21 protein-coding genes, 3 tRNA genes and 2 pseudogenes are annotated in these 19600 nt (G+C 56.2%); 25 read left to right on the top strand and 1 reads right to left on the bottom strand.

The annotated features are described in order from the left end of the window. From rpsC to B2R17_RS18225, 16 genes and pseudogenes are all read left to right on the top strand, one after another. Window positions 1–248, top strand: a pseudogene (rpsC, locus tag B2R17_RS18150) (30S ribosomal protein S3); the annotation flags it as partial. Continuing rightward, the gene (rplP, locus tag B2R17_RS18155) at window positions 187–603 is read left to right on the top strand and encodes a 50S ribosomal protein L16 (RefSeq protein WP_011121605.1); all 417 of its coding nucleotides are present in this window, start codon (window positions 187–189) and stop codon (window positions 601–603) included. The pseudogene rpsC and the gene rplP, both read left to right, overlap by 62 nt. A 190-nt stretch (window positions 604–793) precedes the next feature. After that, window positions 794–1000 (top strand): 50S ribosomal protein L29, encoded by a 207-nt coding sequence (gene rpmC / locus B2R17_RS18160; RefSeq protein WP_286765095.1) that lies wholly within the window; start codon window positions 794–796, stop codon window positions 998–1000. A 49-nt stretch (window positions 1001–1049) separates the two neighbouring features. Then, window positions 1050–1289 (top strand): annotated as a pseudogene (gene rpsQ, locus B2R17_RS18165) (30S ribosomal protein S17); the annotation flags it as partial. A 168-nt stretch (window positions 1290–1457) separates the two neighbouring features. Then, the gene (gene rplN / locus B2R17_RS18170; RefSeq protein ID WP_007326806.1) at window positions 1458–1826 is read left to right on the top strand and encodes a 50S ribosomal protein L14; all 369 of its coding nucleotides are present in this window, start codon (window positions 1458–1460) and stop codon (window positions 1824–1826) included. 79 nt (window positions 1827–1905) lie between these two features. Beyond that, window positions 1906–2253: a 50S ribosomal protein L24 gene (gene rplX / locus B2R17_RS18175; protein ID WP_008661861.1), complete on the top strand. Its 348-nt coding sequence runs from the start codon at window positions 1906–1908 to the stop codon at window positions 2251–2253. Window positions 2254–2332: 79 nt separating this feature from the next. Then, complete coding sequence (gene rplE / locus B2R17_RS18180) at window positions 2333–2902, top strand: 50S ribosomal protein L5 (protein ID WP_286765121.1); 570 nt, start codon at window positions 2333–2335, stop codon at window positions 2900–2902. A gap of 98 nt (window positions 2903–3000) precedes the next feature. Further along, entirely contained in the window at window positions 3001–3186 is a 186-nt protein-coding gene (locus B2R17_RS18185; RefSeq protein ID WP_007326809.1) for a type Z 30S ribosomal protein S14, read from the top strand. A gap of 29 nt (window positions 3187–3215) precedes the next feature. Beyond that, complete coding sequence (gene rpsH, locus B2R17_RS18190; protein ID WP_007326810.1) at window positions 3216–3617, top strand: 30S ribosomal protein S8; 402 nt, start codon at window positions 3216–3218, stop codon at window positions 3615–3617. Between the two features lie 64 nt (window positions 3618–3681). Further along, the gene (gene rplF, locus B2R17_RS18195) at window positions 3682–4227 is read left to right on the top strand and encodes a 50S ribosomal protein L6 (protein ID WP_008661858.1); all 546 of its coding nucleotides are present in this window, start codon (window positions 3682–3684) and stop codon (window positions 4225–4227) included. A gap of 83 nt (window positions 4228–4310) precedes the next feature. Then, window positions 4311–4679 carry a 50S ribosomal protein L18 gene (gene rplR / locus B2R17_RS18200; protein ID WP_008661857.1) on the top strand — a complete coding sequence of 123 codons (369 nt, stop codon included), beginning with the start codon at window positions 4311–4313 and terminating at the stop codon, window positions 4677–4679. Between the two features lie 47 nt (window positions 4680–4726). Next, window positions 4727–5260 carry a 30S ribosomal protein S5 gene (rpsE, locus tag B2R17_RS18205; RefSeq protein WP_007326813.1) on the top strand — a complete coding sequence of 178 codons (534 nt, stop codon included), beginning with the start codon at window positions 4727–4729 and terminating at the stop codon, window positions 5258–5260. Window positions 5261–5423: 163 nt separating this feature from the next. Next, on the top strand, window positions 5424–5918 hold the full coding sequence (gene rplO, locus B2R17_RS18210) for a 50S ribosomal protein L15 (protein ID WP_008661856.1): 495 nt from the start codon (window positions 5424–5426) through the stop codon (window positions 5916–5918). Window positions 5919–5940: 22 nt separating this feature from the next. Further along, window positions 5941–6162, top strand: a complete 222-nt coding sequence (locus tag B2R17_RS18215; protein ID WP_286765096.1) for a hypothetical protein — start codon at window positions 5941–5943, stop codon at window positions 6160–6162. A 33-nt stretch (window positions 6163–6195) separates the two neighbouring features. Then, window positions 6196–7590: a preprotein translocase subunit SecY gene (secY, locus tag B2R17_RS18220; RefSeq protein WP_008661854.1), complete on the top strand. Its 1395-nt coding sequence runs from the start codon at window positions 6196–6198 to the stop codon at window positions 7588–7590. A 13-nt stretch (window positions 7591–7603) separates the two neighbouring features. After that, window positions 7604–8182, top strand: a complete 579-nt coding sequence (locus B2R17_RS18225) for an adenylate kinase family protein (protein WP_008661853.1) — start codon at window positions 7604–7606, stop codon at window positions 8180–8182. Between the two features lie 62 nt (window positions 8183–8244). On the opposite strand, the gene B2R17_RS18230 is transcribed toward B2R17_RS18225, so the two are convergent. Next, window positions 8245–8985 carry a thioredoxin family protein gene (locus tag B2R17_RS18230; protein WP_286765097.1) on the bottom strand — a complete coding sequence of 247 codons (741 nt, stop codon included), beginning with the start codon at window positions 8983–8985 and terminating at the stop codon, window positions 8245–8247. 280 nt (window positions 8986–9265) lie between these two features. On the opposite strand from B2R17_RS18230, the gene B2R17_RS18235 reads away from it, so the two are divergent. The 9 genes from B2R17_RS18235 to B2R17_RS18275 all read left to right on the top strand — a co-directional run bounded on the left by B2R17_RS18235 (window position 9266) and on the right by B2R17_RS18275 (window position 19600). After that, complete coding sequence (locus B2R17_RS18235; RefSeq protein WP_339887768.1) at window positions 9266–10708, top strand: neutral/alkaline non-lysosomal ceramidase N-terminal domain-containing protein; 1443 nt, start codon at window positions 9266–9268, stop codon at window positions 10706–10708. Continuing rightward, window positions 10708–12186, top strand: coding sequence for a sulfatase family protein (locus tag B2R17_RS18240; RefSeq protein ID WP_286765099.1), 1479 nt, complete (start codon window positions 10708–10710; stop codon window positions 12184–12186). Before B2R17_RS18235 ends, B2R17_RS18240 begins: the two co-directional genes overlap by 1 nt. Window positions 12187–12322: 136 nt before the next feature. Beyond that, window positions 12323–13777 (top strand): sulfatase-like hydrolase/transferase, encoded by a 1455-nt coding sequence (locus B2R17_RS18245; protein ID WP_286765100.1) that lies wholly within the window; start codon window positions 12323–12325, stop codon window positions 13775–13777. Window positions 13778–14017: 240 nt separating this feature from the next. Continuing rightward, on the top strand, window positions 14018–16135 hold the full coding sequence (mutL, locus tag B2R17_RS18250) for a DNA mismatch repair endonuclease MutL (RefSeq protein WP_286765101.1): 2118 nt from the start codon (window positions 14018–14020) through the stop codon (window positions 16133–16135). Next, complete coding sequence (gene pdxA, locus B2R17_RS18255) at window positions 16132–17187, top strand: 4-hydroxythreonine-4-phosphate dehydrogenase PdxA (RefSeq protein ID WP_286765102.1); 1056 nt, start codon at window positions 16132–16134, stop codon at window positions 17185–17187. Before mutL ends, pdxA begins: the two co-directional genes overlap by 4 nt. Next, the gene (locus B2R17_RS18260; RefSeq protein ID WP_008666771.1) at window positions 17172–18926 is read left to right on the top strand and encodes a DUF6798 domain-containing protein; all 1755 of its coding nucleotides are present in this window, start codon (window positions 17172–17174) and stop codon (window positions 18924–18926) included. The genes pdxA and B2R17_RS18260 overlap by 16 nt, the downstream gene beginning before the upstream one ends. A gap of 164 nt (window positions 18927–19090) precedes the next feature. After that, window positions 19091–19163, top strand: a tRNA-Thr gene (locus B2R17_RS18265). Between the two features lie 166 nt (window positions 19164–19329). Further along, window positions 19330–19411 (top strand) — tRNA-Tyr (locus B2R17_RS18270). A gap of 115 nt (window positions 19412–19526) precedes the next feature. After that, window positions 19527–19600: transfer RNA gene (locus B2R17_RS18275), tRNA-Gly, on the top strand.

The following is a 19600-nucleotide window of genomic DNA, read 5'->3' on the forward strand; positions in this document are numbered from 1 at the left end:
AAATCCAAATGGCCGGTCGACTGGGCGGTGCCGAAATGGCCCGTCGCGAAAAGCAAAGTGCTGGCTCGATTCCATTGAGCACGCTACAAGCCAAGATTGATTACGGATTCACCGAAGCGATGACGCCACAGGGGCACATCGGGATTCAAGTGTGGATTAACCAAGGTACTTACGGAGACGACAACGATGGCGCTGATGCCCAAACGGGTCAAGCATCGAAAAAGCCAAAGAGGTCGTATAAAAGGTAACGCGACTCGCGGCAATACGGTCGTCTTTGGTGACTACGGTATCCAATCACTGGATGCTGGCTGGATCAAAGCTACGACGATCGAAGCCGGACGGATCGCTGCCCAGCAATACGTTCGCGGCCAAGGCAAGCTCTATATCCGAATCTTTCCCGACAAGTCTGTGACTAGCACACCGCTGGAAACACGGATGGGTAAAGGTAAAGGGGAGCCTGACTTTTGGGCCGCGGTTGTGAAGCCGGGAACCATTTTATACGAACTCAGTGGCGTGACCGAACAACAAGCCAAGGTGTGCTTTGCACGTCTGGCGAGCAAGATGCCGGTCAAAGTCCGATTTGTCGAACGCCGCTCTGCGTGATCGCTTAGCGGTCCGACTGATTGGCGGGTCGATGAGAAGGATTGCCCGCGACACTTCAACATACATCATCAACGGGAACGATCGAAACATCGATTGTTCCGTTCGTTGGGGTTGAGAAGTCGACTGGTAAACAATCCAAACCATTCTGACCCTATGTACGATTCATCCCCTTTGACCTTTGTCTAATTCGATGACCAAACTGACCGAACTTCGCGAAATGAGCGACGAACAGCTCGATGCGACTGCGAAGGAAGCCGCCGATACATTGTTTCGCTTGCGTTTCCAATCTCAGTCCGAGCGTTTGAATACGCCCAGCGAGATCAAAAAGAACCGAAAAACGATCGCTCGTGTCAAGACGATCCAAACAGAACGTCAACTTGCACAACCGCAAGCTTAATTGACGACTCAACCTCACCCATTCATTCACTGCACGTCCAACTAGCACCATGCCCAAACGCGTCGTAGCCGGAATTGTGACCAGCGACAAAATGAGCAAGACGCGTCGCGTCGAGATCGCTCGTTTGGTCAAGCATCCAAAATACAAGAAGTACATTCGCCGCCGCACGGTGTGTCACGTTCACGACGAGAACAATGAATCGGGCGTAGGCGACAAGGTCGAGATCATTGAATCGGAACCATTGAGCAAACTCAAACGCTGGCGTTTGGTCCGCGTGCTTGAAAAGAGCACCGCAGTCGACGTTGTTGCTTTGCGTGCCGCTCGCAAGAATGCCGAGGCTGAAGGCTTGGCCGCAGCTCACGCTGGTGAACCCGAAACTGAATCGGCCGCCACGGACGCTTAATCGCAACCTCCTCCACACAATCGTCCAACGTTTTTGTCGTTGAAGTAAACAGATATGATCCAACAAGAATCCCGCCTCGATGTCGCCGACAACACCGGTGCTCGAGAAGTCATGTGCATCAAGGTGCTCGGCGGCAGTCGGCGTCGTTTCGCCACCGTTGGCGACGTGATCGTATGCAGCGTCAAGAGTGTGATTCCTGGCAGCGAAGTGAAGAAGAAGGCCGTTGTGCGTGCCGTCATCGTTCGGGTGAAGCAACCAACCCGTCGTCCTGACGGAAGCTACATCCGATTCGATTCCAACGCGGTTGTGTTGGTTGACAAAGACCGTAACCCACGCGGCACTCGCATCTTCGGTGCGGTCGCTCGTGAGTTGCGTGAAAACAACTTCATGAAAATCGTCAGCCTGGCCAACGAAGTGGTCTGATTCGGTTCCTCGGTGACACCCGCCGAGACATCGAGCCTAACCACCATTTGCAAACAAATTACCGATCAAAGTTACTACCATGAAATTTCGCGTTGACGATGAAGTCATTGTGATTGCCGGAGCTGACAAAGGTCACCGTGGCAAAATTTTGAAAGTCGATCGCGACAAAGACAAAGTTGTCGTCGAAGGTGCTGCACGCGTGTGGAAGCACGTTCGCCAGAGCCAAAAGAACCCTCAGGGCGGTCGCTTGAACAAAGAGATGCCCATGAGTGCGAGCAACGTGATGTTGGTCGATCCATCGACCGGCAAACCAACTCGCATCGGCGTTCGCTACCTGGATGATGGAAGCAAAGAACGATTCGCGAAGGCAAGCGGCGAGAGCCTCGGCCAAATAGCACCGGCGAAGGCGTCCAAAGCAGCTAGCTGATTGACGACTACCACCACACACACCTTACCCTATTGGCCGTTACTTCCTCGGCGGCACAGTGCCTAACATGTCCAGCAACATTCAACGAATGCAACAGCGTTACGACGAATCCGTTCGTGCCGCTCTGACAGAAACTTACGGCTACAAGAACGTGCACCAAGTGCCACGTCTGCTGAAGATCAGCATGAACATGGGTGTTGGTGCCGCTGTTGGCGACAAGAAGGTCCTTGACTTGGCCATCGATTCGATGACCCAAATCACTGGCCAAAAACCAGTCACAACCATCGCTCGCAAGTCGATCGCAGGCTTCCGTTTGCGTGAAGGCATGCCAATCGGCTGCATGGTCACCATGCGTCGCCAACGGATGTATGAGTTCCTTGACCGTTTGGTTTCGATCGTTCTTCCTCGTGTCCGTGACTTTCGCGGTATCAGCCGAAAAGCCTTCGATGGCAACGGCAACTACACACTTGGCTTGAACGAGCAACTGGTTTTCCCAGAACTCAACCCAGACAAATTCGTTCGTCCCCAAGGGATGAACATCACCTTCGTCACCTCGGCCAAAACCGACGACGAAGCTCGTGAGATGTTGCGGTTGTTCGGCATGCCGTTCAAGCAACCCAAGGAAAAAGAGCAGGCCGGCGCGGCCTGATTCGGTTCCCCTCCCGGAACCAACCAATCGTTATATTTCAATTCGTCACATGTCTCTCGCTTGAGACGCTCCCCGATCCGTACACCGCAGGTCCTTTCGTGGCAAGCAAATCCAAGGTCGCCAAGGCGCTTCGCACGCCTAAATTTTCAACTCGAAAAGAAAACCGTTGCAAGTTTTGCGGTCGTCCACGTTCGGTGTATCGCAAGTTTGGCTTGTGCCGAATTTGCTTCCGTGAGAATGCCAATGCGGGATTGATCCCAGGCGTTCGTAAGAGCAGCTGGTGAGCTTGGATAATTAAAGGGAAACCACAGCCATGATGACCGACCCCATTGCCGACATGCTCACCCGAATCCGCAACGCCGTACGCGTCGAGCGTCCGTTCGTTGACATCCCCGCCAGCCGCGTAAAACGTGGCTTGGCCGATGTTCTCAAGCGAGAAGGATTCATCTGGGACTGGAAAGAAGAGAAGCTGGAAGAAGAACCAGTCGGCTACCTTCGTTTGGAACTGAAATATGGTCCCAACGGAGAACGAGTGATTCAGTCCATCCGACGAATCAGTAAACCAGGCCGTCGTTTGTACAGCCGCAGCAAAGAACTCAAGCCTGTGTTGGGCGGTTTGGGAATCCGAATCATCAGCACCAGCAAGGGTGTGATCAGCGATCGTGAAGCACGCCGTGACAAAATCGGCGGCGAAGTCCTCTGCGAAGTGTCGTGATCGACCGTCGCTGACGCCCCAATTGCCAAACCATTTATATTCCCCCGTACATTTGTAATCAGCCATGAGCCGCATTGGTAACAAGCCAGTCGCGATCCCCTCCGGTGTGAAAGTCAGCATTGCTGACCGCAACATTGATGTGGAAGGTCCCAAGGGCAAACTGTCGTTCAAACATCGTCCTGAAGTGAAGGTCGCCGTTGACAGTGACACCAACCAAGTGATCATCTCGCGTGATGGTGACGATCGTCCCTCGCGTGAATTTCATGGTCTGACCCGTGCGATCATCGCCAACATGATTGTTGGTGTGAAAGACGGATACGAAAAGAAGTTGGAAATCGTCGGCGTCGGCTACTTGGCATCGATCAGCGGTGACACATTGCAACTTCGCGTCGGCTACGCCAACGAACTGCACCGCAAAATCCCAACTGACCTGACGGTCACTTGCCCCGACCAGACTCACGTTGTGATCCAGGGCTGCGACAAGCAAAGCGTCGGACAATTCGCTGCTGAGATTCGCTCGCTTCGTAAACCTGAGCCTTACAAGGGCAAAGGGATTCGATACCAAGGCGAACAGGTCAAGATCAAACCAGGTAAGTCGGCCACCAAGTAGGTTTGCCGTCGCAATTGGCGGGGCGTCGCTCCGCTGTTTCCATTCATTTCATCCGTTCACAACGATCATCGTGGGTCGTCACTATGGACAAGAACAAAAAACTCCAAAGCAAACGCCTGCGTCGCCGGCGCCATGTTCGCAACAAGTTGCGAGGCAGTGCCGACCAACCGCGTTTGTGCATTCAGCGTACGCTGAAGCACTTCGCTTGCCAGGTCGTTGATGACCAAGCTGGCAAGACCATTTTCAGTGCGAGTACGCGTGACAAGAGCGTCCGCGACCAAGTGAAGGCTGGTGGCAACTGTGACGCCGCGGCATTGGTTGGTAAGCTTGTCGCAGAAAAGGCTGCTGAGGCGGGTGTTAAGACCGTCAAGCTTGATCGTGGTCACAACAAGTACCACGGCCGAGTCAAAGCATTCGCAGACGCCGCTCGCGAAGCTGGTTTGCAGTTTTAATTTTCCCATCCCGCGACATTCATCGCAACGAATCAACATAGTCCGCCATGAGCAACGCACGAAACAAACGCAACAACAAGAACGAAGAGCAAGGTTTGGAAGCCGGTCTTCTGGACCGTGTCGTCAAAATCAAACGTTGTGCGGCTGTCGTTAAGGGCGGTCGCCGTTTCAGCTTTGCTGCGATGGTCGTCGTCGGAAACGGCAGCGGGCAGGTTGGTTGGGGCTATGGCAAAGCCAACGAAGTTCCACCAAGTGTGCAAAAAGCACAAAAGCAAGCTTCACGCAGCATGATCCACGTCCCGTTGGTTGAGGGCAGCATTCCTCACCAAGTTTGGGGCCGCTACGGTGCCGCTCGCGTTGTCTTGATTCCAGCCGGTGCTGGTACGGGTATCATCGCTGGACAAGCCGTTCGTGCTGTTTGCGAAGCCTGCGGGATCCACGACATTTTGACCAAATCCTACGGAACCAATAATCCCGTCACGCTGGTCAAAGCGACCCTCGACGCGATGAGCAAACTGCGAACTCGTGAGCAAATCGCTGCGTTGCGTGGTTTGAACCCAGACGATTTGATCGAAGCCTAACAAGGCCGGCGGAAAGCCTCCGCCAAGAAGACATTGCTTGGATCCCATCGCTTTGAAGCGACTCACTTTGGATACCTTTGGCAAAGACACTCATTCAAACACTCGGGCAGCATGACTGACGGTTAGAGATCAGTTTCCCGCCCCCAGCCATTCCATCACTACTATGCAACTCAACGACGTTCATCGCGGTATTACGAAACACCGCCCTCGAAAACGCATCGGTCGTGGTCCTGGTAGCGGCACCGGCAAAACGTCGGGTCGTGGGCACAAGGGACACAAGAGCCGCAGCGGTTACAGCCGCAAGCCCAACTTCCAGGGCGGTGCGATGCCAATGTTCCGTCGCGTGCCAAAGCGTGGTTTCAACAACCGCTGGGCGTTGACCATCTTCGCTGTCAACGTTGGCAAGCTGAACGATGCTTTCAACGATGGCGAAACCGTCACCCTCGAAGCACTCGCTGCCAAGAACCTCGCCAAGGGCAACTTTGACGAATTGAAGGTTCTCGGCGACGGTGAGTTGACAAAGAAGCTGACCATTCAGGCTCATCGCTTCAGCAAGTCAGCCGAAGAAAAGATCTCGGCCGCTGGCGGGACAGCAGAAAAGCTGGCTCCAAAACGTACTCCCGATGAGCGCGTCGAAGCCCTCAAAAGCGAAAAGTAAGCCGGAGAGGCCATAGCCGATTGTGGCTGTGACTATCCACCTAACCGACAAAACAACAGGCCTTGGCGATTTCGTCGGGCCTGTTTTCTTTGAATTGGCACCAGTTGAAAAAGCTTCGCGGCAATCGTTCTTCCGTGATTTGGCTTTGGTTGCTAGTTTGATTGCCTTGGCGATGGTAATTTCCTTCGCCAAGCCCAGAACAACCTTTGCGTGCTCGCCATTTTTGCTTGGCGAGACGACATGAATTCACCCTGCACGATCGACGACGGACGGATCGATGTTTGAAAAGCTGCGAATCATTTTCTCGATCCCTGAACTTCGCAAGAAGGTCATGCTGACGATCGGGCTGCTTGCCATCTACCGGATCGGGTTTCACATCCCGTTGCCGATGATCGCTACCAACCTGGACAGCGGTGCCGGCGGCGGAGCAGCCGACTTCTTCGAAAAGGTCAGCGTTTTCGCGGCCAGCGATCTTCGTCAAGCGACGATCTTCGGCCTCGGAATTATGCCGTACATTTCGGCGTCGATTATCTTCCAATTGCTCGGCAGTGTTTACAAACCGCTGGAAGAGCTGAAGAAGGAAGGTGAAGCTGGTCGGAAGAAGCTCAACGAATACACACGTTATTTGACTGTGGTGATCTGCTTGGTGCAGAGCTACATGTATTTGAAGTTCATGCTGATGGCTGGCTCCAATGGCCAAAGCAGCATCAACCCGAACTTCATGAATGCGAACGAACAATTGTTCTTCGGCTGGCAGATTGTGGCTGTTCTGGTCATGACAACAGGAACCGTGTTCCTGATGTGGCTGGGTGAACAAATTGATGAGTACGGTATCGGCAACGGGATCAGCTTGCTGATCATGGCCGGCATTCTGGCTCAGATGCCAAAGGCACTCTACGAATTGGTGCTGGGCATGAAGACCGAACTGACGGGTCTGGCCAAAGGGCAGGTCGGTATCGAGACACTGATCATCTTGGTCGTGCTGTTTGTCGTCGTCGTCTTCGGTGTGGTGTTCATCACCTTGGGACAGCGCAAGATCCCCACTCAATCCGCCAAGTTCACTCGCGGTCGACGCGTCTACGGTGGCACCCGTCAACACTTGCCACTGCGAATCAACCAAGCCGGCGTGATGCCCATCATTTTCGCCAGCTCGCTGTTGATGATTCCCGGAGTTCTATTCGGCTTCTTGGCTGGCCAATTCGCCTCCGATGGAGCTTTGTTCCGCGGATTCAATTTGATTAGCTTGACGATGAGTGATCAGACCTCGTACTTCTTCAACCTGTTGTACGTCGGCTTGATCTTCTTCTTCTGCTACTTCTGGACGGCCATCACGTTCAACCCGAAAGAAATGAGCGATAACCTCCGTGACTCGGGAACCTTCATTCCCGGTTACCGTCCCGGTCGTCGCACAACGGACTACCTTGAAAAAGTGATGGTCCGGATCACCTATGTTGGTGCTGCTTTCTTAGGTTTGATCGCGATTGTTCCAACGATCGTTTACGGATCGCTGGGCGTTCCTTACTCAATCGCCGGTTTTTACGGTGGCACGGGTCTGCTCATCGCCGTGAGCGTCGCGTTCGACTTGGTGCAAAAGATTGACAGTCACTTGGTGATGCGAAACTACCGAGGATTGCTGGAAGGTGCCGGCGGCGGCACTTCACCCGTCGTTTGATCCTGGCAGTTTTGTGCGAATTGTCTTTATCGGCCCGCCTGGCGCGGGCAAGGGCACTCAGTGTGAACTGCTAAGCAAAGCTCTCAAGGTGCCTCACATTGGCACTGGCGGAATGTTGAGAGCTTTGGAGTCTGATAGTGGCGAGGCGATTCATCTTCGAATCGATCGGGGCCACTTTGCACCGGACGAGTTCGTGCTGCAGATGGTTGCGGAACGACTTGCTCAACCGGACAGCCGCACCGGTTATCTGCTCGACGGATTTCCACGGACACAGGTGCAGGCGAGTGCATTCGACAAGCAACTGGTGGCCGCGTCATTGAAACTCGATCACGTGTTGCACCTTCAAGTTTCGGCCGATGTTCTGATCGAACGTCTCCGCAAACGGGGCGAGACCGAGAAGCGTGCTGACGACGCCGAAGAGTTCATTCGAGAGCGTTTTCGCATCTACGAAGATCGCACCGCACCGTTGCTAGATCACTATCGGTGTCAGGGGCTGGTTCGAGACATCGATGCTTCCGACTCGGAGTCGTTGGTTCACGCATCCATTTGCGATTGCCTGAACTTCACGCTCACTTCTCCGACACAGGCTTGAGCGACTGTCTCGTCGAGATCGGCTCGAACCGAGACAGTTACGCCCTATTGCGGATAGTGCTCTCAACGCCCTCGTCGAGAACGGCGTTGACGTTCCATCCGGATCCGGCAACCAATCGGAACCGTCTCTGAAACGGTCACTGGCTTGCCAGCCAGAATTTCATCGACTGCATTCCGCAGGTATGGCTTGGTGACATTGCGGCCATCTGGACTGTCGTCCATCGCGCCCATGTAAGCGATCTTTTGGTCGGCATCGAGCACAAAGAACTGCGGCGTGTACTTCGCACCATAGTCGCGGGCGATCTGCTGGGATTCGTCGTAGAGGTAAGCGAATGGGAATTCCTTTTCTTTCGCCTTCTCTTTCATCGCCGGCATCGCGTCCTCTTCGATCGTGTTGACGTTGACCGCGATCACCGTGACGGATTTCTCTGCGTAGTCCTTACTCAGTGCGATCAAGCGTTCTTCCGCGTCGATCGCGTAAGGGCAACTGTTGCAGGTGAATGCCAGAACCACGACTTTCGAATCCGACAGATCCTTCAGGGATGAAGTCGTGCCTTCCGTGGTCGGCAAATCACTCCACTCAGGTGCCGGATCGCCAACGTCCAGAACGGTGTTGAATTCACCTGCCGTAACCTGGCCAGCCATACCAACCAGGCCCCAAGTCACAGTCAAACTCACCAGGACAAAACAACAAAACTTCATTGAGACTCTCTCGGACAAAGCAAAGGTACCAATGCAAACCAGTTTAACGGATACCAACGCCGCAAGCGTGATTTCCACCGACTCGCTATGGCGCCATTTCATGAAGTTGCTGTTCGCGCTTTCAAACGCTTGCCCCTCCACAGAACAGCGATGAAACCGTTCAGGTACAATGCGCTCGTTTGAATGTCGGTTCAGGGGCACAGACGCAACGTGCGCTCTCATAACCATCGTGCCCTATTGAATCCATTTCAAATCCCCCTCCAACTGCTGGCAATCGGTTGTGCGAACGAGGAACGACACTCAGCTCTCCAACTCGCATCCTTCCCCAGCCCCTCCCTCAGCTCCAAGGGATCGAAGCATGCTCCGTCCTGCGTCCCAGAGAATGACTCTCGCATTGGTTCTTCTTGGTCTTCTCATCGGCAAGGTGTCCCCAGTACATGGCGAGGATTCCAACCCGGTCTTTCGGGCTGGAGCTGCTACCAGCAACATCACACCGCCACTGGGCGAGATGATTGTCGGCGGATGGAAACCGATCCCGGCCACCAATGTGCATGACGAACTTCACGCTCGCTGCCTGGTGTTGGATGACGGCACGACCAAGCTTGCCATCGTCCTTTGCGACAATGTCGGCATCCCCGTGGAAGTCTTCGATCTCGCCAAACAGCAAGCGTCCGATGCGACCGGGTTGCCAGTCTCCAACATGCTGTTGGCATCCACGCACACCCATTCGGCAACCACCGCTCGCGGAGACCTGAAAACCGCCAACGAATCCAAACTGACGGATTACCAAACCTTTGTTGCCCATCGAATCTCGGACGGCATCCGTCGTGCGATGGCGAATCTGGAACCGGCCAAGATTGGCTGGGGAAGCGAGGATGAACCGTCCGAAGTCTTCAACCGTCGCTGGTTCGTCACCGACGCCAGCTTGTTGGGCAACCCATTCGGCGGCACCGATCAAGTCCGGATGAATCCACCTCGCGGCAGCTCCAAACTGGATCGCCCCGCGGGTCCGACCGATCCCGAAATCAGCTTCGTCTCAGTACAGAGCCCCGACGGCCGGCCGATCGCCCTGCTGGCAAATTATTCGCTGCACTACGTCGGCGGCGTTCGATCCGGAGAAGTCTCGGCGGACTACTTTGGATACTTCGCGAAATTCATCGAAGAGAAACTGGGGGCAACCAATCAATCGCCACCGTTTGTCGGCATCCTTTCCAATGGCACCAGCGGCGATGTGAACAACATAAACTTCGCTGATAAATCGCCCCGGAAGTACGATCCCTACGAGAAAATGCAGGAGGTTGCGGAGAAGGTTGCCAGCCGCGTATTCGAAGCTCACCAGCAGCTCGATTTCCATGATTGGGTGCCACTCTCCGCCGAGCACACGACGTTGACGCTGAAGACCAGACAACCGACACCGGAGATGATCGCGCACTTTGAACAAATCAAACGTGGCGACGATGACAATCCAAGAAGCAGCCATCGCCGCGAAGAGATCTATGCCGATCGAATCGCGAAAATCTTGGACGCTCCCAAAGAAGTGGAAATTCAGCTGCAGGCTCTTCGCATTGGCGATTTGGGAATCGCCGCGATCCCGTTTGAAACGTTCACCGAAACGGGGTTAGAACTGAAAGACCGCAGTCCCTTCCAAGACACCTTCACGATCGAGCTCGCCAATGGCTCCTTCGGGTACCTGCCGACTCCGCAGCAACATCGTTTGGGCGGCTACGAAACATGGCTGGGGACGAACTACGTCGAGAAGGAAGCAACCACCAAAATCGTCGCAGCGTTGCTGGAGATGTTTCAAAGCCAAATAGAGGACAACTGATGCGTTGGCTTGTTGGATGGATCGTGACGCTGCTTACAACGTCACCGTTGCTCGGCATCGGAACGGCAGCCGAGCCGACCAAACCGAATTTCATCATCGTCTACTGTGACAACCTCGGTTACGGCGATATCGAGCCCTTCGGATCGACGTTGCATCGAACGCCCAACCTGAACCGCATGGCAAGGGAAGGGCGAACGTTCACCCATTTCTGCGTCACCGCAGGCGTCTGCACCCCATCGCGTGCCAGCATCATGACCGGATGCTATGCCCAACGAGTCGGAATGCATCTGAACGATCGCGATGGCGCGGTCTTGCGTCCTGTCTCTCCCTATGGCTTGCATCCCGACGAAATCACAATTGCGGAGATTCTCCAGCAACAGGACTACGCCACCGCATTGGTTGGAAAATGGCATTTGGGTGATCAACCGGAATTCCTGCCAACCCGCCAGGGGTTTGATTGGTTCTTCGGAGTGCCATACTCCGACGACATGACCGAGCGGGTTTGGGAGCGAGATGGATCGTACTGGCCACCTCTGCCTCTCATGGAAAACGAGACCGTCATCGAAGCCCCGTGCAACCGAGACGGATTGACCAAGCGTTACACCGAACGAGCGATGCAATGGATTGCCGAGCACAAAGAGGAACCGTTCTTTCTGTACTTTCCACAAGCGATGCCTGGCAGCACCAAGACACCGTTTTCCAGCGACGCTTTTCGCGGCAAAAGCCAGAACGGTCCCTGGGGAGACGCGGTCGAAGAATTGGATTGGTCGATCGGTCAGATGCTGGACCGGCTCGTTGAACTGGGCATCGCAGAAAACACCTTCGTGATCTGGACGTCCGACAACGGTGCCCCGATTAACCGCGATCCTGATGACTTGAGCCGAGGTTCCAACTTGCCGCTCCACGGTCGCGGGTACACGACCAGCGAAGGTGCCTTTCGTGTTCCCACGATCGTCTGGCAACCTGGCAAAGTGCCCGCCGGAACTCAATGTGACGAACTGACAACCACGATGGATTTATTGCCTACGTTTGCAAATCTAGCCGGATGTGAACTGCCGTCGGATCGCAAACTCGATGGCCACGACATCGCTCCGCTGCTGTTTGGTGAACCCGACGCCAAGACGCCGTACGAAGCGTTCTACTACTACCATCAAGATCAACTGCAAGCCATCCGCTCCGGTCCCTGGAAAATGTTCCTGCCGATCGATGCGTCCCCCGGACATCCACACTTCACCGCTTCGCAAAAACCAACAACGCTTCTGTTCAACGTGGTGGATGACATTGCTTGCCAGCACAACATTGCCGAGACGCGTCCTGAGATCGTTGCTCAACTGACTGCGTTGGCCGAACAAGCTCGTCAGGACCTGGGTGACAAAGATCAACCCGGCCAGGGCCAACGACTGATCGGAAAGACCGCGGACGTTTCGCCTCGACGCTTGGAAACGCGGCCGAGCGAATCCGTCCAACCGGGTTCGTGATCTCGAACGATCGGGTTCCATCTTGTGAGTCGTTTGGGCGTTGGCCCCGGTTGTACGTGGAAACCGTGGCCAACGCCAAACGGCTCAGATACCCGATGACACCTGCGTACCGATTTGACTCCCTTAAGGAACCAGCATGTCTCCCATCCATATCAATCCACGGATCGCCCCACTCACCGTTTGGGCAATGGCTGCTCTGTGCTTTCATGCCTGCGTCCCCGCTTCGCTGAGAGCCGATTCCAACGACCGCCCGAACATTGTGCTGATCCTCGCGGACGACCTCGGCTACGGAGACTTGGGTTGCTATGGCAATGACGCGGAAGCAACGCCGGCGTTGGATCGACTGGCCAGGCAAGGTGTTCGCTGGACGCAGGCCTATGCCAACGGCCCCGAATGCTCGCCCACTCGAGCGGCGCTCTTAACGGGTCGCTATCAACAACATGTGGGCGGTTTGGAATGTGCGATCGGAGTCGGCAATGTTGGACGCTATGACGATGCGATTCGGCTGCACTTGGTCAACGAACTGGGTTTGCCCGCCGACCACCCGACGTTGGCGAAGCGTCTGTCCGACGTCGGTTATGAAACGGCATTGTTCGGAAAATGGCACCTGGGTTACGAAGCCCAATTCTCACCGATGCAACATGGATTTGAGGAAGCGTTGTATTGCATCGGCGGTGCGATGGATTACTACCACTACCTCGATTCGGTCGCCACGTACAACCTGTTCCGCAACGGCCGGCCGATCAGCGGCGAAGGCTACTTCACGGACACGATCACCGATCACGCCGTGCAATATGTTCGCGACCGGAACGACAGTGAGCAGCCTTTCTTTCTGTACTTGCCCTACACCGCACCACACACGCCTTATCAACCGCCAGGCCAGTCTCCCGTCGATCCGCTGCCGCTGGATTCACCACTTTGGAAACAGAGCGACGATCCGCCCGGTGTCTACCGATCGATGGTGCGTCACATGGACGAAGGCATCGGGAAGGTGCTTCACGCCATCGAGGAATCGGGGATGACCGATCGCACGCTGGTGATTTTCGCCAGCGACAATGGTGGCACGTCGGCGAGTCGCAACGAACCGCTGCGAGGATTCAAAGGCCAGACTTTCGAGGGCGGCATTCGCGTTCCGTTGATCGCTCGTTGGCCCGGCCATTTGCCAGAAGACACAGTCAGCCAGCAAGTCACGATCACATTCGATCTGACCGCATCGATGCTGGCCGCCGCTGGGATCACTCCCGCCCAAGAAGACGCGATGGAAGGGATCGACGTCCTGTCGCTGGCCGCTTCGGGTGAACCGCCTGAACCCCGCACGCTGCACTGGCGGAAACCTCGCGACCCTCAAGTCTGGGGCGGCATACGGGACGGGAAGCTGAAGTATGTCCGGCAAGAAAAAGCCACCACCGACGGCCGATCAACGATCCAGGAATGGCTCTTCCATCTGACCGATGACATCGGCGAACAGAATGATTTGGCCTCGCAAAACCCTGGTGAGCTGGACCGTCTGAGAGGCAAGTACCTGGCCTGGGAACAAGCGGTAAGAAACAACCGCCGAGGCAGACCAGGATGGAAACCGTCGACAGACTGACGGCTCTCCTAGCCCACCAATGTGGCATATGCTTCCAGACCGTGCTCCTCGACCACAGACTGGAATCCCATGCCACAAACGGGCAGTCAAAACGCCGCGATTTTGGCAACGCTGCCGGTTGCGAGGGATTTCCCGGCCGTTTCGGCGAATCGTTTCCTCCATGGCGAGAACCGGTCAATCTGCCGCTTCGCCGAACGATGATCCTGGTGCGATGCAGGGCTCGCGCGGTAAGTTGTGGCCATGAACACGCCCACCGCCACGACCGCCCAGCCACCTCGCATCATCCGCCAACTGCCGGCCCATCTGGTCAATCAAATCGCCGCTGGCGAGGTGATTGAACGGCCCGCTTCGGTAGTCAAAGAGTTGCTCGAAAACAGCATCGATGCCGGTTCGACGAGGATTGAACTGAGCCTCGAGGGTGGCGGCGTCGAGCTGATCCGGATCAGCGACGATGGCTGCGGGATGACGGCGGAGCAATTGCCGCTGGCCGTGACCAGCCACGCGACCAGCAAACTGCCCGACGACGAATCGCTGTTCCACGTCGGCACCCTCGGTTTTCGCGGCGAAGCCCTGGCATCGATCGCCAGCGTTTCTCAAATGACCATCCGCAGCCGCGCCGAAGGCCAAGACGGTGGCTGCCAAATCGATATTCGCGGCGGAGTGATCGAAACACCCGGTCCGTGCGGATGCCCGGTCGGCACCGTGATCGAAGTCCGGAACCTGTTCTTCAACACACCTGTTCGTCGCAAGTTCTTGAAGACCCCGCAAACCGAACGCGGGCACATCGTCGAAGCCTTCACGCGTTTGGCGCTTGCCAACCCGAAGGTTCACTTTGTCCTTCGCAACGGCGACAAGGAGATGTTCGACCTCTTGCCGACCACACGCTGGGCGGATCGCATTGAATCGTTCTTCGGAACTGAAATCTCCGAAGCGTTGATTCCGATCGAAAACCAAGACGAAACCGTTCAGATCACCGGTTATGCCTGCGACCCATCGGTCAGCCGTGGCAACAACCGAATGCAGTACCTGTTTCTCAACGGTCGGCACATCCGCGACCGGGCGTTGCAACATGCTCTGGGAGAAGCCTACCGAGGCATGCTGATGGTCGGCCGCCATCCGGTTTGCTTCCTGCGAATGCGAATGCCAGCAGACATGATCGATGTCAACGTGCACCCCGCGAAACTGGAGGTTCGCTTCACCGACAGCGGACGTGTGTACAGCCGGTTGTTGCAAACGCTTCGCCAGCGATTCCTTTCGACCGACATGACTCACCGCGTGGGATCCAACCCGGTCCCCGCACCGATGAGCGAAGAAGAGCAACGCCAGACCGCTCCCGAATCGGTCATGGGCATGCGTCCCAACGAAGTCGACCAGCAACGCCAGTCGGTGATCGAATGGGCCCGAACCGGTGGACCTCCATCAGGATCATCCGCGACGTCCAATACTCAGATGCTGGGTGGAGCTAGCGGCACGCCGGACTTTCGACCGTTCGGCGATTCCAATTCCATTGGCCATGGCTCGCACGCCTCCACAGGCATGGCAGCCCCGTCCGCGCCGCTCGCTTCGCCGAACACTTGGTCACCGGGATCCACCGCCGGTGTCGATTCGCCTCGCCCATCGACAGCCGCCGAAGGCATTGAGATGACGCCGTGGGAAGGCGACAACTCAGGTGACTCCAACGCGAATGATTCAGCAATCGTCGGTTCGCAGAACGATGGCACGCAGACCGCGGGAATGCCCACACCCAGCGTGAGCCACCTTGGGTTTCAAGTGCACCAGCGTTATCTCGTCACGCAAGACGAGAAAGGCATGGTCGTGATCGATCAACACGCTCTGCACGAACGTGTGCTCTACGAACGTGTTTGCCAAAAAGTGCTTCACGAAGACGCTTCTTTGGAAGCCCAACAGTTGTTGGTTCCTGAACCTGTTTCACTGACTCCGGCCGAGCGAGCTGCGGCTCTCGAGGTGAAGGACACGCTCAGCCGAATCGGTTTAGAAATTGAGGACTTCGGTGGCGAAACGATTCTGATCCAGTCGTACCCAGCGATGCTGCCAAACAAGCCGCCGGCGGACATGTTGCGAACCGTTTTGGAATCGGTGATGGGCGCCGGCCGAGATCCCAACCCGAAGGATTTGCTGAATCACTTGCTCAGCACCGTCGCTTGCAAAGCCGCCGTGAAAGCGGGCGATCCACTGTCTCCGGAAGAGATCACCAGTTTGCTGGAACAGAAGGACTTGTACCAAGAAACGCACCATTGCCCTCACGGTCGGCCAACGGCGTTGTTCTTCAGCCGCGATGAACTGGACCGAATGTTTGGTCGACTGGGCCCGCGTGGCAAAGCCTCGGTGTCGCCATGACGGACGCGAATCACTCGCGCCCCAAGCTGGCGATCACGATGGGGGACGCCGCCGGAATCGGTCCCGAAATCGCACTTCGAGTCTGGAATTCATCGGAGGTCCAGTCACTGGGTTACCCGCTGCTGTTTGGCGACGCGGCCATCTACCAACGCGCCGCGAAGAAGCTCGGCTGCGATTGTCCCGGCACAATCTCGCTGGCCGAGTTTTTGGTCATGCCAAAGCAATCAATACCGCGTGATGCACCGCACGGCGTGATCGTCGATTGCGGGAAACTCATCGCAGAAGAACTCGATGACTTCACCCCAGGAAAATTCAGTGCCGCGACCGGGCGAGCCTCCTATCAATCCGTCACCGACGCAATTGACGCCGCGGTGTCGGGTCACGTCGACGCGATTGTAACGGGGCCCATCCAGAAGGAAGCCTGGCATCAAGCCGGGATCGACTTCCCCGGCCACACCGAGTTGTTGGCCGATCGAGCGGGCAGGGCAGTGCAGGGCGAACCAGCAGACGTTCGCATGATGCTGGCCAGCGACACGATCGCCTGCGTTCTTGAAACGATCCACATTCCGCTGGCCGATGTCGCCTCGCAGCTCAAGACCGAATCGCTGGTTCGCACGATCAACTTGGCCGGCGAAACGGTGCAACGTCGCAACCAAAATCGCGGCAGTTTGCTGCCTCCTCGCATTGCTGTTTGTGGGCTGAATCCGCATGCGGGTGAGAACGGATTGTTCAGCCACCGAGAAGAAGAACAAATCATCCTGCCGGCGATTGAGGCTGCGAAGCAATCAGGATGGACGATCGAAGGACCGCTATCGCCCGACACCGCCTTCACGCCGGCGATGCGAGAACGAATCGACATCTACGTTTGTATGTATCACGACCAAGGACTGATTCCATTGAAAGCGTTGTCGTTCGACGACGCGGTCAACGTGACACTGGGCCTGCCGATCATTCGCACCAGCGTTGACCACGGGACGGCCATGGATCTGGCTTGGCAAGGCAAAGCCAGCGTCAATAGCATGTTGGCAGCGATCCGGTGGGCGGTTCCGTGACGACGTCGGAGTCAACGTTGGAACCGCAAACTCAGCCCGCGCGATCTTCGCTGATTTGGAGCTGGTTGGCCTTGATGGGCGTGTGCTTTTTGTACGCTGGCGATGCTGCCCCTGGAGTCAACGAAGCTCACTACTTGGTGAAGGCCAAAAACTTCTGGCAACCCGATTGGTGCGCCAATGATCTTTTCGCGTCATCGGGCAAAGCTCACGCGACCTATTACTGGCTGTTCGGTTGGCCGACTCAATTTGTCTCGATGAATGCAACCGCTTGGATCGGACGTGTTGTCGGATGGTCATTGTTGGCGGCGGGGCTGCTTCGACTGACCCAAGCGATGCGAATGCCACCGATCAGCAGCGTATGGGTCATGGTCATTTGGATCCTCGGCATCCAGCATGGAAACCTTGCTGGTGAGTGGGTCATCGGCGGAATCGAGGCGAAGGTTCCCGCCTACGGGTTGGTACTTTTCGGATTGGCGGACATTGTCCAGCGGCGTTGGTCGCGAGGCTGGGTCTGGCTGGGTGCCGCGGCCGGATTTCATGTGCTGACCGGTGGCTGGTCCGTGGTCGCCGCCGCGTTCGCATTTTGGATCACCGAGCGTGGCCCCAAACGTTGGCGGGTTTCCGAGTTGGCCGGCGAACCAGCGGGCGAGGATGCCGGACCGATCCCCGCCTTTTTCAGCCGAGGTTTGTTCCTTGGGGGAGCCCTGTCCCTGGTCGGGCTGGTTCCCGCCGCCGCGATGTCGTGGGGAGCAACCGAGGCCGAGCAAGTTTCAGCAGCTCGGATCTACGCCTACTTCCGAATCTCGCACCACTTGATGCCCGCAGCATTTCACGCCGATTGGTATGTCCGGCATGCCATCCTGACACTCGTTTGCTTGGTGGGGCTGAATACTGTTTGGCGGCGAACATCCGGTGCCAAGAATGGCCTCACGCCCGAAACACGGGCAATCGCGGCGGACCAAGCGATTGCGTTTCGAATCCTGGGCTGGTTTGCCATCGGCTCGATGACGATCAGCCTGGTGGGATTGCTGGTCGGATTGCTTCCGGCGGTGTATCCCGATCAGGCCGCCAAGCTGCTGCGGTTCTATTGGTTCCGACTGGCCGATGCGGTCACACCGCTGACGCTGGCATTCTTGGTGGTCCATTTCTTTTGGCAAAGATCGACTCTTTCACGAAAACCAGCCACCACCGCGATCAACGCCGACCTGGCCCGGATCTGGATTGGACGAGCCGGAATGGCCGTCGTGGTTGGTTTCTTTGCCGACGCCTGCTGGGAAAAGACTCAGACTGGGGTACCAGTTTCAGTCAGCAATCGGCTACTGGGGCTCAATGCGGATGCGGACTACGCCGAGCAGCGACGCACGATGGAAGACTGGATTGCCGTGTGCCAGTTCATCCGAGCCAGCACGCCAGAAGACGCCGTATTGCTGACACCGAGACACCAACAAACGTTCAAGTGGTACGCCCATCGGGCCGAAGTGGTCAACTGGAAGGATACGCCGCAAAACGCGGTTGCGTTGCGAGAGTGGGCCAAACGATTTCTGGAGGTTTACCCCGCTCGATTGTCGACCATGCGAGTCACGATTCGGTACGACGACCTACGAGCCATGCGGGCCAAATACGGCTGCGACTGGATCGTGGTTGACCGACGAGTCGTGGGTCCTGAACTGCCTTTGGTGCAGATTTATCCGGCGTCAAATCAGCGGAATTCGACCTATGCGGTCTACGAACTCCCTTGACGGATGGACCATTTGGCTTTTTACGACAAAATTCGCCCAAGAATTTTGTGGGGAGCCCGATTTTGCCCCAATTCCGTCTTGTCGCCTGTTCGCGGATCGGTACACTCTGCCTTCCCCATCGCAAGGCCGGTTTATCGGTTCTCGCGCGGGGTGAACTTGAGCTGGCCAACGTAGCTCAGTTGGCAGAGCAGCTGATTTGTAATCAGCCGGTCGTGGGTTCGAATCCCTCCGTTGGCTCTTGCGAAATCGATTCAACGCCGATGGCGAATGAACCGAACAACAGACAATCGAAACAGTCTGCCAAGCAAGTTCACAGAAGTAGACGAAGAAGAGGTGCGAAAGCACTCAAAAAAAGAAGTCATTCGAATCGCAAGCCACACTTTTGATTCGAAAAACATGATTTGGGGGTTTGCCCGAGTGGTTAAAGGGGGCGGACTGTAAATCCGCTGGCTATGCCTACACAGGTTCGAATCCTGTAGCCCCCATTTGAAGATGTAAGATGCTGTTAGCTGCAAGCTACTGGCTGCTGTTTCCCCTTGCCCTTTGACGGGTTTTCGCGGAAAACCAGCAAATAGTAGCCGGTCGCTGGCAGTGGAAGACGCGGGTGTAGCTCAATGGTAGAGCAGCAGCCTTCCAAGCTGAATACGAGGGTTCGATTCCCTTCACCCGCTCCA

Source organism: Rhodopirellula sp. UBA1907, assembly GCF_002337565.1.
GTDB classification, from domain to species: domain Bacteria; phylum Planctomycetota; class Planctomycetia; order Pirellulales; family Pirellulaceae; genus Rhodopirellula; species Rhodopirellula europaea.